The organism is Alphaproteobacteria bacterium (assembly GCA_030740435.1).
GTDB lineage: Bacteria > Pseudomonadota > Alphaproteobacteria > UBA2966 > UBA2966.
In genome coordinates this window covers 1-14,217 of the sequence record JASLXG010000103.1, presented here as the reverse complement: position 1 = coordinate 14,217, position 14,217 = coordinate 1, and the positions used below count along the sequence as shown (strand labels likewise).

The window sequence follows — 14,217 nt, the reverse complement described above, 5'->3', positions numbered from 1 at the left end:
AACCTGAGGTCGAGGAGAAAAAAACCAAGGCCAAGGCCAAGCCCAAGGCGGCCAAAAGCAAGCCAAAGGCCGAGAAAGCCGAGCCGGAGGCTTCGCAAGACGAGGGCGAGGGCTAAGCCGAGGGCCGCTCCTGTCGGCATCTCGGGAGAATGGCGACGGGCCAAGGAGGATGGCTAGGGAAATGACGGTCTAAGAGCGTGTCGCTGGACGCCGATGCCATTCTCGATCGACGCCGCCTCAAGCGGAACCTGCTGATCTGGCGCGGCGTGGCCGTCGTTGCCGTGCTTGGCGCGATATTTCTCGGATTGTGGCGGGGCGATCGTCTGATCGCGCGCGACCACGTGGTGCGGCTGGTCGTCGAAGGACTGATCGTCGACGATAGCGAACGCCTGGCGACCCTGGATCGGATCGCCCGGAATAGCCGCGCCAAGGCCCTGATCGTGCGTATCAACAGCCCCGGCGGCACCACGGTAGGTGGCGAGGCGCTCTACCATGGATTACGCCGGGTTGCGGACAAAAAGCCGGTGGTTGCGACAATCCGCACCATCGGCACTTCGGCCGGCTATCTGGCGGCCCTGGCCGGCCACCGCATTATCGCTCGCGAAAGCTCGTTGACCGGCTCCATCGGCGTGTTGGTGCAGACCACCGAGATGAGCGGCATGCTGGAAAAGTTGGGGGTCTCGGCCGAGGTCATCCGCAGCGCGCCGCTCAAGGGCAAGCCCTCGCCCTTGGCACCGCTCAGCGACGAGGGCCGCCAGGCCACTCAGGAAGTGGTCGACGACGTGCACAAGTGGTTCGTCGGCATCGTCACCGAACGGCGCAAACTGGCACCGGCTGAGGCCCAGGCCGTGGCTCAGGGCCGCGTCTACTCGGGCCGCCAGGCGCTAAAGCTGGGCCTGATCGACGAATTGGGCGGCGAGATCGAGGCCCTGGCCTGGTTGCGCCAGGCCCACAAGCTGCCAACCAGCCTGCCCGTGCGCCCCGCGGAGCCCTCGGACGAGGGCCTGGGGCTGCTTCGCACGTTCATAGGGTTGGCGGAAAAAATGTCGCTTTCTGAAAGACTTACCCTTGACGGCTTGGTCTCGGTTTGGCACCCTGATGGCCTTTTTTAGGAACCCGATGCCGGCCGGAGAAGGGCGGTGCGGGAGATTGAAGCGTTCGGGAGGTTGAAATGTTCGGGAGGCCACGGCAATGGTCAAATCTGAACTGATTGCGGAACTGGCGGAGCACAATCCGCATCTCTATCAGCGTGACATAGAGCGCATCGTCAGCACCATCTTCGACGAGATCTCGGCGGCGCTGGCGCGCGGCGACCGCGTCGAGCTCAGGGGCTTCGGCACTTTCTCGGTCAAGCAACGCGCGCCCCGGGTGGCACGTAACCCGCGCACCGGACAGTCGGTCCAGGTCAGCGAAAAGCACATCCTCTATTTCAAGACCGGCAAGGAACTGCGCGAGCGCCTCAACACCAACTATCTCGCCCCCCAGGTTTAGGGGCGACGGCAGGGCCGGTGCCGACCATGTCCTGCTGACGGTTGGCCGTGAAAATCCTCACTTGGCTGGTGGTGCTGCCGCTCTTTGTGGTGGTCGCGGCCTTCGCCGTGGGCAATCGCGGCACGGTGACGATCGAGCTTGATCCGCTGCCGCTGGCCTTCTCCGGGCCGCTTTACCTGGTGGTCATGGCGGCCGCCTTCATCGGCCTGCTGGCCGGCGGCGGGGCGACCTGGATGGCCGGGGCCAAGTGGCGCCGCGAAGCCCGCCGCGGCCGCCGCCGCATCAGGCTCTTGGCCAGCGAACTGGAGCAGTTGCGCGCCCAGGCCGCCACCGTGGCCGCGACCGAAGACGAAATCCCGGCCGCCAGCCAGGCGCCGCCCGAGGCGCCCGAGGCTATCGCCGACAAACGACAACCGCTCTAACGCCGCCGCGCCGGCGCCTCCTCGGGCAACGACCAGGCCACTTCATCGGTCAGGGCCGGGGTCGGGGTGGCCGCCCGGGCCACCGCACCGGCCCCGGGGGGCGAGCCGGGCAGCGACCAGTCGACGCCCTCGGAATCGGGCTCGCCGGGCCCATCGTCCGGCGCCTCCGCCTCTGCCTCCGACCAATCGACCCCCGGGGGCGGCGGTGGCGGTGCCTGGAGCACGGGTGGCGGTGGCGGCGGCTCTCGGGCCGAGGTATTTCGGGCGGCGGCGTCTGCTCGCCCGGCAAGGCCCAGTAATAGCCCTCGGGATCGAGTTGCGGCGGCTGGCGATCAGGCAGCGACCAATCCAGGCCCTCGGCATCGATTTCGGGCTCGCTTGACGTCGTGGCCGCGGCCGCCGCTGGGGGTGACGCCTGCGGCGCTTGCGCCCGTGGCGCTTGCGCCCGTGGCGCCTCTGTTTGGGACCAGGAGACGGCGTCGCCGGTGGGACTTGGGGCGAGGGTGGCGGCCGGCTCGTCAGGCAACGACCAGTCGATATCGTCGTGCGGCGACCAATCGATCTCGTCGGCCAGATCGGCAGCCGTCATATCGGGCAACGACCAGTCGATGGTGTCGGGGGATGGCGCCGCTGGTGGCACAGGCGGAACCTCTTCGACCGCCTCCGCTGCCACTGGCGGCGGAACCTCTTCGACCACTTCCGCCGCCGCCGGCTCCGGCTCGGCCGGAACGAGCGGCGGCGTTTCGGCGCTCTCCTCCGTTTCGGCGTCCTCGTCCGCTTTGGCGGGCGTTGGCGTCGGCATCTTGGGCACCGCCGGCAGCGTCGGCAGCGTCGGGGACGGCAAAGGGGACTGCGGCCGGGCGCCGGGCACGGTGGGATCGATGGGCTGGTAGAGGAAGGCGAAGTTGACGGGATCGATGAAAAAGGGCGTGAGGCCGGCGCCGGCCATGACGTCGGCCAGCACCCGGCGGGCCTCGGGAAAAAGCACCTGGGCGCAATCGACGTGACAGGCCAAGTCGATGCGGGCCGGGGGGAAATTTTGCAATTCGAAGAGACCGTAATAATCGAGCGCCAGCTGGAACAGCGGTATCTTGTCGCGCCTCGATTCCAGTTTGATGCGCAGCACCACCTCGTAGGCGGCACCGTCGAGCGGCTCGACCAGCACCTCGATGTCGAGATTGGTGAGCGGCCGGATGAGCGAATGCGCGAGACTCACCGGCGCCGCCGGGTTGCGCAAGGCGGCCCGCCTGATGCCGTGCTCCAGGAAAGCCGCTTGCGGCCTCGCTGCTTGCGGCCTCGTTGCTTGCGGCCCCGCTGCCGCGCTGGTCTGGACGTCGCTCATGCCGCTCCCGCCATAGCCGTCCCGATTCTAACGCATTTCGAGAGGGAGGGGGAGCGGCAGGCCGGGATCAACAGAGAGAGCGGGCGTTATGCTATAACGCCCGCCATGGCTCTCACGAGCAAGATCTGCGGCATCAACTCGGCCGCCGCCCTGGCCGCCGCTGCGGCCGGCGGCGCCGATTTCGTGGGCTTTGTCTTCTATCCCCCCTCGCCCCGCGCCGTGACCCCGGCCCAGGCCGCGGCGCTGGCCGCCCGGGCCCCGGCGGGGCTGGGCCGGGTCGGCCTGTTCGTCGACGCCGACGACCGCACCATCGCCGACACCCTGGAGGTGGTGCCCTTGGATCTTGTGCAATTGCACGGCGACGAGACGCCCCAGCGCCTGGCCGAAATCCGCAGGCTTTCAGGGCGGCCGCTGATCAAGGCGCTGAAGATCGCCGACCCGGCCGACCTCGACGGCGTGGCCCGCCATGCCGCCGTCGCGGACTGGTTGCTGTTCGACGCCAAAGCGCCTAAAAGCAAGCCGTCGCTGCCTGGCGGCAACGCGCTGAGCTTCGACTGGCGGCTGTTGGCGGATTGCCGGATGGACCGGCCCTGGTTTCTCTCCGGCGGCCTCGACGTTGGCAATCTGGCCCAGGCGGTGGCGCTTTCCGGCGCCCGAGCGGTCGACGTCTCGTCGGGGGTGGAAAGCCGGCGCGGGCTGAAAAGCCCGGCCCGCATCGAAGAATTCCTGGCCCGCGCGGCGGAGCTTTGAGGAGACCATGGCGGCCAAGACTTTGAACAGCTATCGCAGCGGGCCCGACGAGGCCGGGCGCTTCGGCGCCTACGGCGGCCGGTTCGTGGCCGAAACGTTGATGCCGCTGGTGCTCGAGTTGGAGACGGCCTACGCCACCGCCCGCCAGGACCCGGCCTTCGCCGCCGAGATGGCTGATTTTCTCGAACACTACGTCGGCCGGCCCAGCCCGCTCTATCATGCCGAGGCGCTGAGCCAGCGCCTGGGGGGCGCACGCATATACTTCAAACGCGACGAGCTCAACCACACCGGCGCCCACAAGATCAACAACTGCCTGGGCCAGGTGCTGCTGGCGCGCCGTATGCGGAAAAGCCGCATCATCGCCGAAACCGGCGCCGGCCAGCACGGCGTCGCCACGGCCACGGTGGCGGCCCGCTTCGGCCTGCCCTGCACCGTCTACATGGGCGAGGTCGACATCGAACGGCAAAAGCCCAACGTCTTCCGCATGAAGCTGCTGGGAGCCGAGGTGGTGCCGGTGTCATCGGGCTCGCGCACCCTCAAGGACGCCATGAACGAGGCGCTGCGCGACTGGGTGAGCAACGTCGACGACACCTTCTACATCATCGGCACGGTGGCCGGGCCGCACCCCTATCCGCTGATGGTGAGGGATTTCCAATCGGTCATCGGCGTTGAGGCCAAAGAGCAGATGCTGGCGGCCGAGGGGCGTTTGCCGGACACCCTGGTGGCCTGCATCGGCGGCGGCTCGAATGCCATGGGCCTCTTTCACCCCTTCCTCGACGACGAGCTTGAGATCATCGGCGTCGAGGCCGCCGGCCATGGCATCGAGACGGGCCAGCATGCCGCCAGCTTGTCCGCCGGCCGGCCCGGCGTGCTGCACGGCAACCGCACCTACCTGTTGCAAGACGCCGATGGCCAGATCACCGAGGCCCATTCGATCTCGGCCGGGCTCGACTACCCCGGCGTCGGCCCCGAGCATTCCTGGCTGCACGATGCGGGCCGCGTTGCTTACGTCGCGGTGAGCGACGCCGAGGCGCTGGAGGCTTTTCAGCTCTGCTGCCGGATCGAGGGCATCATCCCGGCCCTGGAGCCGGCCCATGCCCTGGCCCACGTCGTGCGCATCGCCCCCGAACGCGCCGCCGACAACCTGATTCTGATGAACATGTGCGGCCGCGGCGACAAGGACGTCTTCACGGTGGCCGAGGCGCTGGGGGTGGAATTGTGACGGGGAGGAAACCATGAGCGCGGCGGAGGGCCGCCTGGAGCGCCGTTTTCGGGCCCTGGCCGCGGCCGGCCGCGCCGGCCTGGTAACCTTCCTCACGGCCGGCGATCCCGATGCCCGGACGGCGCTCGAGATCGTCCGCGGCCTGCCCGCCGCCGGCGCCGACGTGATCGAGCTGGGCATGCCTTTCAGCGACCCCGTGGCCGATGGCCCGGCCATCCAGGCGGCCGGCCAGCGCGCCCTGGCGGCCGGCGCCGACATGCCGGCGACGTTGGAATTGGTGCGCGCTTTCCGCGGCAGCGACGACGACACGCCGGTGGTGCTGATGGGCTACTACAATCCCATCCACGCCATGGGCTGCGAGGCCTTCGCCGCGGCGGCGGCAACGGCCGGCGTCGATGGCCTGATCGTCGTCGATCTGCCGCCCGAGGAGGACGCGGCGCTACGCAACCCCGCAGCCGCGGTCGGGCTGAGATTGATCCGCCTGACGACGCCGACCACCGACCAGGCGCGGCTGGGCCGCATCCTCGAACACGCCGCCGGTTTCGTCTACTACGCCGCGGTCACCGGCACTACCGGCGCCGCCTCGGCCCAGGACGCCGACGTGGAAAAGGCCCTGGCCCGCCTGCGCCGCCACACGCAGTTGCCGCTGGCCGTCGGCTTCGGCATCAAGACCCCCGAACAGGTTGCCGCCGTGGCCCGGGTGGCCGACGCCGCGGTGGTCGGTTCGGCCATCGTCGAGTGCCTGGCGGCGACGCTGGAGGCGGGCCGGGCCAGCGGCACCACGGTGGCGGCCGTGCTCGGCTTCGTGGCGCGGTTGGCGGCCCCGCTCGAGTCGCTGCGGGCCCCTGGGGGCGCCTCGTGAACTGGCTCACCAACTTCGTGCGGCCCAAGCTTCAGGCCCTGGTGCGCAAGCGCAACGGGGCCGAGAATCTGTGGCAGAAGTGTCCCAGCTGCGGCCAGATGATCTTCCATCGCGAGCTCGAGCAGAACCAGCGCGTCTGCGGCGCCTGCGACCACCACATGCAACTGCCGCCGGACGAGCGCCTGGCCGGGCTCTTTGGCGAGGCCGCCTTCGAGCGCCTCGAGCTGCCGCCGGTGGAAGTCGACCCGCTCAAGTTCCGCGACGAGAAACGCTACACCGAGCGGCTGCGCGAAAGCCGCAGCAAGACCGGCGAAGAGGAAGCGGTGGTGGTGGCCACGGGCCGGCTGGGCGGCAACCTGGCCGTGGTGGTGGTGCAGAACTTCGCCTTCATGGGCGGCTCCATGGGCCTGGCGGTGGGCGAAGCCATGATGGTGGCGGCCCAGGCAGCCATCGAACGCCGGGCACCGCTGATCGTCTTCAGCGCCGCCGGCGGCGCCCGCATGCAGGAGGGCATTCTCTCGCTCATGCAAATGCCCCGCACCACCATCGCCGTAAGCCAGGTGCGCGATGCCGGGCTGCCCTACATCGTCGTGCTGACCGACCCCACCACCGGCGGCGTCACTGCCTCCTATGCCATGCTGGGCGACGTGGCCCTGGCGGAGCCCAGCGCCCTGATCGGTTTCGCCGGCCCGCGGGTGATCGAGAACACCATCCGCGAGACTCTGCCCGAGGGTTTCCAGCGCTCCGAATTCCTGCTCGACCACGGTATGCTCGACATGGTGGTTCACCGCCACGAGATGCGCGACACCCTGGTCCGTATCGTCGACCTCCTAGGCAACCGCGACCGGCGCGGAACGGCTCTGCTGCCGGCGACCAAGGTGGCGGAGGCCACAAAGGCTGCGGAGGTTGCGGAGGTTGCGGAGGCCACGGATAACACGGGGAGCACAGGGATAACGGTGAGCACGGAGACTGAATCCGGCGCTGATAAACCCGCCGCTGCTGCAGGAGACAAGGGCGCTGGCGAGTGACGCCATCCTGGAGCGCCTGAGCCGCCTCCACCCCAAGCGCATCGATCTCTCGCTGGGCCGGCTGTGGCGCCTGCTCGAACGTCTCGACCATCCCGAACGCCGCCTGCCGCCGGTCATCCATGTCGCCGGCAGCAATGGCAAGGGCTCGGTGGTGGCGCTGCTGGACGCCATGCTGAGGGCTGGCGGCTATGGTCTGCACCGCTACACCTCGCCGCATCTGGTGCGCTTCGCCGAGCGCATCCGCCTGGCCGACGGTAACGATATTGCCGAGGACGAGTTGGCGGCGCTCTTGGAGGAGTGCGAGAGCGCCAACGCCGGCGCCGCCATCACCTTTTTCGAAATCACCACGGCGGCGGCGCTGTTGGCCTTCGCCCGCCGGCCGGCCGAGGGCTTGTTGCTCGAGGTTGGACTGGGCGGCCGCCTCGATGCCACCAACGTGGTGGCCCAGCCACGGCTCTCGCTGATCACGCCGGTGAGCATCGACCACACCGGCTTTTTGGGCGAGACATTGGCCGCCATCGCCGGCGAAAAGGCGGGAATTCTCAAGCCCGGGGTGACGGCGCTGCTGGGCCGCCAGGAGGCCGTAGCGGAAAAGGTGATCGGCGCGCTGGCGGCCGAGCTTGGCACGCCTTTGCTACGCCACGGCCGCGATTGGTGGGTCAGGGCGGAAGCTTCCGGGATGCGGGTAGGCACGCCCCGCGGCGAACGTCTGCTGCCGCGCCCGGCGCTGGCCGGAGAACACCAGCTCGAGAACGCCGGCCTGGCCGTGGCGGCGCTCGATCAGCTCGATGAATTCGCCCTCGACGACGCGGCCATTGCCGCCGGCCTGAAGGGCGTGCGCTGGCCGGCCCGCTTGCAGCACTTGGAGGCAGGACCGTTGCCGGCGCTGCTGCCCGAGGGCAGCGAGCTCTGGCTCGACGGCGGCCACAACGCCGCCGCCGCCCAGGCCCTGGCGGCCGTACTGGCGGGCTGGGCCAGGGAGGCGCCGGTCGAGCTCATCGTCGGTATGTTGGGCAGCAAGGACCCGAAAGCCTTCCTCGCCCCCCTGGTGCCCTATGCGGCGGGCCTGCAAGCCGTCCCCGTGCCCGGCGAAAGCGCCAGCCTGACGGCCAGCGAGCTGGCCGGCCTGGCCGCCAGGCTGGGCCTGAGGGCCACCGCCGCGGCCGACGTCGCCAGCGCCCTCGCCGCCATCACCCGGCCGGCCCGGGTGCTGATCTGCGGTTCCCTCTACCTGGCCGGCACGGTGCTGGCGGCGCAGGAAGAGTGAGGACGGGGCCGCCTATTCCTCGTCGGCGAAGGCCGGTGGGTTGTTCAACAGGCCGATGATGCTCTGGCCGTCGGAGTTGGCGATGGCAGTGCTGAACTTGCCCAGCTCCTGGGAAATATGCTGGGCCCGGAGCTTGGCGCCCTCGACGCCGAGGTCGGGTTCGATCTGGCCGCTGAAATCGTCGACCAGGGCCTCGACCACCAGGCTGGCGTCCTCGACCTCGGTCTTGAGCGCCTCCTGGCTATCCTTGAGGTCGGCCTCGCGGGCCTCGAGGGTGCGGATGGCGGTATTCAGCCTGCCCTCGGCAACCTCCGCCTTGGCCTCCGTGTCGACGGCGATATCGTCGATCTCGAGGCCCTGGGCCGTGAGATCCTGGGCCCGCACGGTCAGCGTCGTCTCGTCCTCGGTCAGCTCGGTCTTGAGGTCGGCGGCCTTCTCCTGCACCGGCGCCGCGCCCTTCAGGGCCACGGCCTGAATGAAACCGGTTGTGCTCTCCTGCACGATCTCGCCGAAGCCCGGATCGACACGGTTTTGGGCAAAGCGGTCGATGGCGCTCTCGCGCTGGCGCTCGGTCAGGCCGCGGCCGCTCCGGGCCGTCTCCAGTTTGACGTCGGCGGCATCCCGGGCGAGCAAATTGGTGCCGTTGACCGCGGCCGCGCCGACGTGGTCGTCGACCACGGCGGCGAGTTCGTCGAAGCGTGCCTCCAGCTTGTCGCGGCTTGATTGGTCGAGGCTCGACTCCTTGGCCTGGATGGCTATCGCGCGCATTTCGAAGAGCACGTCCTTAATCTGGCCCGCGGCCTCGACCGCGGCGGCCGCGGCGGCTTCGGTATTGCCCAGCGCCTCGCGGGCGCTGCGCACCCCGGAGGTGTCGGAGAGCCGTGCCCGCACGGTGTCGGTGCGGCTGTTGGTTTCACCCCGCTCGGCGCTCTCCCTGGTGTTCGGCACCAGGTTGTTGACCTGGTTCAGGGCGTTTAGCGCTGTCAGCGCATTGAACGCCAATGGGTCGATGGAATCCACCATGGTCCGTACCCCGGAATTGAAGCGGCGGCGATGATCGCCCCGCTATTCCGACGCCGAACGCAAGCGCGCGTCACGGCGGCGGTTACCCGTGCACGGCTTTCTGCCTGAATTTTTTGGTTTCAGCGTACTGCTGTGAGCCGATTATAGCCCAAATCGATGTAATTTGCACGCCTTTCGTTGCTCGGCCGGCTCAATCCGGCTGGCTGGCCGGCAGGCCGAGCTGGGCCCGACGCCTGAGCCAGGAACTGGGGCGGTAGCGGTCGTCGCCCGTGAGGTCCTGCAGTCGGCCGAGGATGGTCATTACGCTGTCCGGGCCCATGGCATCGGCCAGGGCCAGCGGGCCTTGGGGATAGTTAAGGCCCAGCGTCATGGCGGTGTCGATGTCGGCCGGCGAGGCGATGCCGATCTGGGCCATCTCGCAGCCCAGGTTGGCCACCATGGCGCGGATGCGCTGGGCGATGAACCCGGGCGAATCCTTGATCAGCGTCAGCTTGGCACCGCTTAACGCCAACCGCGCCAGCAGCGCCGCCGTCAGCCCCGGATCGCCGCCCGGCGGTGCCATGATGGTAATCCGCTTGTCGGCCGGCACGCTGGTGTCGACGGCCAGCAGACGGCGATGGTCGGCGCCGGTGCGGGCGGCAAAGGCCGAAGCGTCCTCGCCCAGCGGAGCCGCGAGCAGCGGAATTTCGCCGTCGTCGGGGCGGATTTCCGCCCCCGAGGCGGCCAGCAACTCGGCCAGCGCGCCCTCTCGATCATCGCCCAGCAAGGCCACGAATGGGGCCGGCGCGGCCTGGGATGCAGCATCCGGGCTGGGGCCCTCGAGCGCCTTGCCGTCGGCACCGTAGTCGTACCACCCGGCGCCGCTCTTGCGGCCATAGCGGCCGGCCTCGAAGAGCGCCTGATGGGGCGGCGAGGTGGCCAGTCGGCGCTCATGGAAAAAGCCCTCGAAGACGATCTGGCTGACCGGAAAGTTGACGTCGATGCCGGTCAGGTCCATGAGCTCGAAGGGACCCATGCGATAGTTGCAGCAATCCCGCATCACGGCGTCGACCTGGGCCGGCGTAGCCACGCCTTCGTGCAAAATACGCAGCGCCTCGGTATAAAAAGCGCGGCCGCCCAGATTAACGAGAAAGCCGGGCCCGTCCTTGACCACCACCGGCGTGCGGCCCATGCGCCGGCCGATGTCAGAGAGCAGCTCGGCCACGTCCGCGCCGGTCTGGGGCGCCCGAATGACCTCGACCAGGCGCATCAGCGGCACCGGATTGAAGAAGTGCATGCCGGCTATGCGCCCGGGCCGGGTGCAGGCCGCGGCGATCGAGGCGATGCGGATGGAAGAGGTGTTGGAGGCGATCACGGCGTCGTCGTCGAGCACCGCCTCCAGGGCCTGGAAGACCTGGTGCTTGACCCCCAGATCCTCGACCACGGCCTCGACCACGGCCTGGCAGCCGGCCAGGGCCTCGAGCCCGGCCACCACCTCGATGCGGGCCTTGGCGGCAGCCGCGTCGGCTTCTTCCAGCCGGCCCTTTTCGACCTGGCGGGCGAGCATTTGGGCGACGAACTCGCGGCCCGCCTCGGCGGCGCCCTCTTGGGCGTCGTAAAGCCGCACCGCCAGGCCGCCGCTGGCCGCCACCTGGGCGATGCCTCGGCCCATGGCGCCAGCGCCGACGATACCGATAGTCAGGTCGTTCTCCGTCGCCGCCACGATGGCTCCTTTCGCTCTCTTGTGCCCCGGGTGCCCTTTGTTCCATGCTGGCGCGGATAAGATCAAGGCCTTGCTGGCCGGCGAATGGAGGAGATCGCTCGCATGACCAGGGTATCGCTGTTCAATAGCCCGCTGTTGCTCGGCTTCGAACACCTCGAACGCACGCTGGACCGCCTGAGCAAGGCCGATGGCGAGGGCTATCCGCCCTACAACATCGAGCGGACCGGCCCGGATGGCATGCGCATCAGCCTGGCCCTGGCCGGCTTCGGTGCCGGCGACCTGGAGCTCACGGTGGAGGAAAACCAGCTCATCGTGCGCGGCCGCCAGCGCGACGACAACGACCGTGTCTATCTTCACCGCGGTATCGCCGCCCGCCAGTTCCAGCGCACCTTCCTGCTGGCCGAGGGCATCGAGGTCGAGGGCGCCGACCTCGAGGACGGGCTTTTGCACATCACCCTGGTACGGCCCGAGCCCAAGGTGCGAAGCCGCAGCATCGAGATCCGCCAGGGCGGCGGCCAATCCAAGACCACCGCCATCGACGTGGAATAGCCCTTCAACGCACTTCCAGCTTGCGGTCTACTTTCAGCACCTCCCGCAGGCTCTGGCCCCTGAGCCGCAGCAGCCGGTATTCGCCGACGTAGGTTCCCGCCGCCCAGGGGCGCCGGCCGCGCTTGCCGATGAACTTGAACCAGCGCGCCTTGTGCCGTGTCACGGGGCCGCCTCGCGCCTGTGCAATGACGGCGCCATCGGGGCCCAGGAAGCGCAGGAACTCGTGGTCGCCGGGGTGACGGCCGTAGATCAGCACCCAAAAGACCAGGTTGGGCGCCTGGCGGCCGAGCCGCGTGTGGCGCTGGCCGCCGGCCACCACCTCGGCCATTTTGGGCACCTGGGGGCTAAAGCCTGTCGCGATCAGGCCGCTGGCGACATAGCCCAGGCGGGCCGCCAGGGCGGGTTGCCACAGGGCGGAGCGCGAAGGTGATTTGCCGCCCGCGGCTCCGGTATCGCCGCAAGTGCCAGCGCCACGGCGCCCGACAAAGGGATCGACCACCTCGCCCCGGTGGCGCAGCACCAGGTGGACGTGATGGAATTCGCTTTTGCCGGAAAGACCGATCAGGCCGAGCTGCTGGCCGGCCGCCAGGCTTTGACCCGGCCGCACCGTGATGCTGCCCCGGCGCAGGTGGCAAAGCTGGCTTTGCCAGTCGCCGCCGTGGTCGATGACGACGCCGTTGCCGCACTCGCGGCCGGCAAAGCGGCGGCGATCAAGGGGCTGGCCCAGGATGTGGTCGGGCTCGCTGTTGCGCAGCCGCAGCACCCGGCCGGCGGCCACCGCCAGCACGGCCACGCCGCGGCGCACCAGGGCGGGGTCGTGGACGGCGAAATCGCTGCCCTTGTGGCCATCGTAGCTGAGTGCGCCGCAGCTGTAGTCGGCGACGCCCGGGCCGGCATCATGGTCGACGTAGTTGCGCACCGGACAACTTTTTCCGGCCGGGCAGTCGAGCGGCAAGCCCAGCATGGGGGCCGGCGGCTCAGCCGCCACGGCTGACCGACAAACCACGGCCAGAACCGCGGCAACGGCAAGGAATCCGCTAAGGAGCCAAAACCTCATGGCCGGCGATCATAACCGATCGTCGGACCTTGTCTTTAGAGGGAATAGGTCAGGCGGCGTGGGGGGCGGCGGAATCGGTGAGCAGCGCGAACAGCGCGTCGTCCTCGTCGGAGCCGCGCAGCTTTTCGCACACCGTCTTGTCGCGCAGCAACCTGGACACCCAGGCCAGGGCCTTGAGGTGGTCGGCACCGGCCGATTCCGGAGCCAGCAGCAGGAACACCAGATCCACCGGCTCGTCGTCGACGGCGTCGAAATCGACCGGCCGCTCCAGTTTGACAAAGAGGCCGTGCAAGCGTTCGAGCTCGGCCAGCTTGCCGTGGGGTATGGCAATGCCATTGCCGACACCGGTGGTGCCCAGGCGCTCGCGCTCCAGCAGCACGTCGAAAATGGCCCTTTCACTGAGGCCGGTGACCTCGGCGGCGCGCCCGGACAGCTCCTGCAACACCTGCTTTTTGCTGCCCGCCTTGAGGTTGGCGACGACGCCGTCCAATGACAGCAATTGGGCGAGTTCCATGCTGGCTCCCTCAGGCCGCTGGCGGGTTGTTCGGATCGATCCAGCCGACGTTGCCGTCGGACCGCCGGTAGACCACGTTGAGGCCGCCGTGGGCGCTGTTGTGGAACATCAACACCGGCCGGTCGGCCAGGTCCATGCGCATCACCGCCTCGCTGACCGTGGTGGTGGGAATATCGGTGGTGGTCTCGGCGATGATCATCGGTTGCCCGTTCTTGGGATCCTCGATGCTCTCGTCTTCGGGCGAGATCACGTAATAGGGCGCCGTGCGCAGCTCGGACGGATTCTTGTGGTGGCTGCGCAGCCGCCGTTTGTAGCGCCTGAGCTGCTTCTCCACGCGCTCGGCGGCGGCATCGAAACAGGCATAGATCTCGTCGCCCGTGGCGTGGCCCTGCACGGTGATGCCGGCACCCACGTGCACCGAGCAATCGGTGCGATAACTGTGCCCCTCACGCGACAACACGACGTGGGCATCGATGGGATTGGAGAAGTATTTGTTGACGCCGCTGGTCAGGCGGTCTTCGACATGGCTGCGCAGGGCCTCGCCGATGTCGAGCTGTTTACCGTTTACCAGAATTTGCATATATGTTCAGTCCCACAATCGTAGTTGACGTGCGCTTGCGTCTCTGTGGTGGGGTGGGCGGCTGTCGGGGACGCGGGACCATAGTTCCGGTCCCCCGCCATGTCAACCATGTCGCGGGTTGTCGTGCGGACGGCGCTGTCGCGCCGGTGCCCGGCCACCCGCTCCCCCTCCCAACCACCCTGGTTGTTAAGTGCGGCCTGACCGCCCGCTCCCCCTCCCAACCACCCACAGGGTACCATTGATGGGTGGTTGGGAGGGGGAGCGGGCGGCTAGAGCGTTTCAAGTTTGCTTGAATCCATACCCTGAATTCAGGAAGTAGTTTGCGCATTCCTGTGGTGGGAAGTCATCGATGAGATCGGCGATGGTTTGCCACAGCTCCTCGATGGTTCGGGCGGAGGCCTTTCGAAG

Annotated in this window: 15 protein-coding genes; 9 read left to right on the top strand and 6 right to left on the bottom strand. The window is 68.5% G+C overall.

Annotated elements, in window-relative coordinates:
• Positions 1–197: 197 nt before the first annotated feature.
• The 3 genes from sppA to QGG75_11835 all read left to right on the top strand — a co-directional run bounded on the left by sppA (position 198) and on the right by QGG75_11835 (position 1,913).
• A complete protein-coding gene (gene sppA, locus QGG75_11845; protein MDP6067925.1) occupies positions 198–1,112 on the top strand; it encodes a signal peptide peptidase SppA in 915 nt (304 codons plus the stop codon).
• 79 nt (positions 1,113–1,191) lie between these two features.
• Positions 1,192–1,491, top strand: coding sequence for an integration host factor subunit beta (gene ihfB, locus QGG75_11840; protein MDP6067924.1), 300 nt, complete (start codon positions 1,192–1,194; stop codon positions 1,489–1,491).
• Between the two features lie 47 nt (positions 1,492–1,538).
• Complete coding sequence (locus QGG75_11835) at positions 1,539–1,913, top strand: lipopolysaccharide assembly protein LapA domain-containing protein (protein ID MDP6067923.1); 375 nt, start codon at positions 1,539–1,541, stop codon at positions 1,911–1,913.
• A gap of 49 nt (positions 1,914–1,962) precedes the next feature.
• Here QGG75_11835 and QGG75_11830 read toward each other — a convergent pair whose 3' ends face one another.
• Positions 1,963–3,255 (bottom strand): protein-export chaperone SecB, encoded by a 1,293-nt coding sequence (locus QGG75_11830; GenBank protein ID MDP6067922.1) that lies wholly within the window; start codon positions 3,253–3,255, stop codon positions 1,963–1,965.
• A 105-nt stretch (positions 3,256–3,360) separates the two neighbouring features.
• Here QGG75_11830 and QGG75_11825 point away from each other — a divergent pair, with 105 nt between their 5' ends.
• The 5 genes from QGG75_11825 to QGG75_11805 are packed head-to-tail and all read left to right on the top strand — an operon-like array spanning position 3,361 to position 8,384.
• Positions 3,361–4,005, top strand: coding sequence for a phosphoribosylanthranilate isomerase (locus QGG75_11825; GenBank protein MDP6067921.1), 645 nt, complete (start codon positions 3,361–3,363; stop codon positions 4,003–4,005).
• 7 nt (positions 4,006–4,012) lie between these two features.
• Positions 4,013–5,227: a tryptophan synthase subunit beta gene (gene trpB, locus QGG75_11820; GenBank protein MDP6067920.1), complete on the top strand. Its 1,215-nt coding sequence runs from the start codon at positions 4,013–4,015 to the stop codon at positions 5,225–5,227.
• Between the two features lie 13 nt (positions 5,228–5,240).
• Positions 5,241–6,089 (top strand): tryptophan synthase subunit alpha, encoded by an 849-nt coding sequence (gene trpA, locus QGG75_11815; GenBank protein ID MDP6067919.1) that lies wholly within the window; start codon positions 5,241–5,243, stop codon positions 6,087–6,089.
• On the top strand, positions 6,086–7,117 hold the full coding sequence (accD, locus tag QGG75_11810; protein MDP6067918.1) for an acetyl-CoA carboxylase, carboxyltransferase subunit beta: 1,032 nt from the start codon (positions 6,086–6,088) through the stop codon (positions 7,115–7,117). Before trpA ends, accD begins: the two co-directional genes overlap by 4 nt.
• Entirely contained in the window at positions 7,089–8,384 is a 1,296-nt protein-coding gene (locus QGG75_11805) for a Mur ligase family protein (GenBank protein ID MDP6067917.1), read from the top strand. Before accD ends, QGG75_11805 begins: the two co-directional genes overlap by 29 nt.
• 12 nt (positions 8,385–8,396) lie before the next feature.
• On the opposite strand, the gene QGG75_11800 is transcribed toward QGG75_11805, so the two are convergent.
• Positions 8,397–9,407: a hypothetical protein gene (locus QGG75_11800; protein ID MDP6067916.1), complete on the bottom strand. Its 1,011-nt coding sequence runs from the start codon at positions 9,405–9,407 to the stop codon at positions 8,397–8,399.
• Between the two features lie 190 nt (positions 9,408–9,597).
• Complete coding sequence (locus QGG75_11795; GenBank protein MDP6067915.1) at positions 9,598–11,109, bottom strand: 3-hydroxyacyl-CoA dehydrogenase; 1,512 nt, start codon at positions 11,107–11,109, stop codon at positions 9,598–9,600.
• Between the two features lie 102 nt (positions 11,110–11,211).
• Here QGG75_11795 and QGG75_11790 point away from each other — a divergent pair, with 102 nt between their 5' ends.
• Positions 11,212–11,658: an Hsp20 family protein gene (locus QGG75_11790; GenBank protein MDP6067914.1), complete on the top strand. Its 447-nt coding sequence runs from the start codon at positions 11,212–11,214 to the stop codon at positions 11,656–11,658.
• A gap of 4 nt (positions 11,659–11,662) precedes the next feature.
• On the opposite strand, the gene QGG75_11785 is transcribed toward QGG75_11790, so the two are convergent.
• From QGG75_11785 to raiA, 3 genes are all read right to left on the bottom strand, one after another.
• On the bottom strand, positions 11,663–12,646 hold the full coding sequence (locus QGG75_11785; GenBank protein ID MDP6067913.1) for a M23 family metallopeptidase: 984 nt from the start codon (positions 12,644–12,646) through the stop codon (positions 11,663–11,665).
• A 118-nt stretch (positions 12,647–12,764) separates the two neighbouring features.
• Complete coding sequence (gene ptsN / locus QGG75_11780; protein MDP6067912.1) at positions 12,765–13,229, bottom strand: PTS IIA-like nitrogen regulatory protein PtsN; 465 nt, start codon at positions 13,227–13,229, stop codon at positions 12,765–12,767.
• A 10-nt stretch (positions 13,230–13,239) separates the two neighbouring features.
• Positions 13,240–13,809 (bottom strand): ribosome-associated translation inhibitor RaiA, encoded by a 570-nt coding sequence (gene raiA, locus QGG75_11775; protein ID MDP6067911.1) that lies wholly within the window; start codon positions 13,807–13,809, stop codon positions 13,240–13,242.
• Between the last annotated feature and the right edge of the window lie 408 nt (positions 13,810–14,217).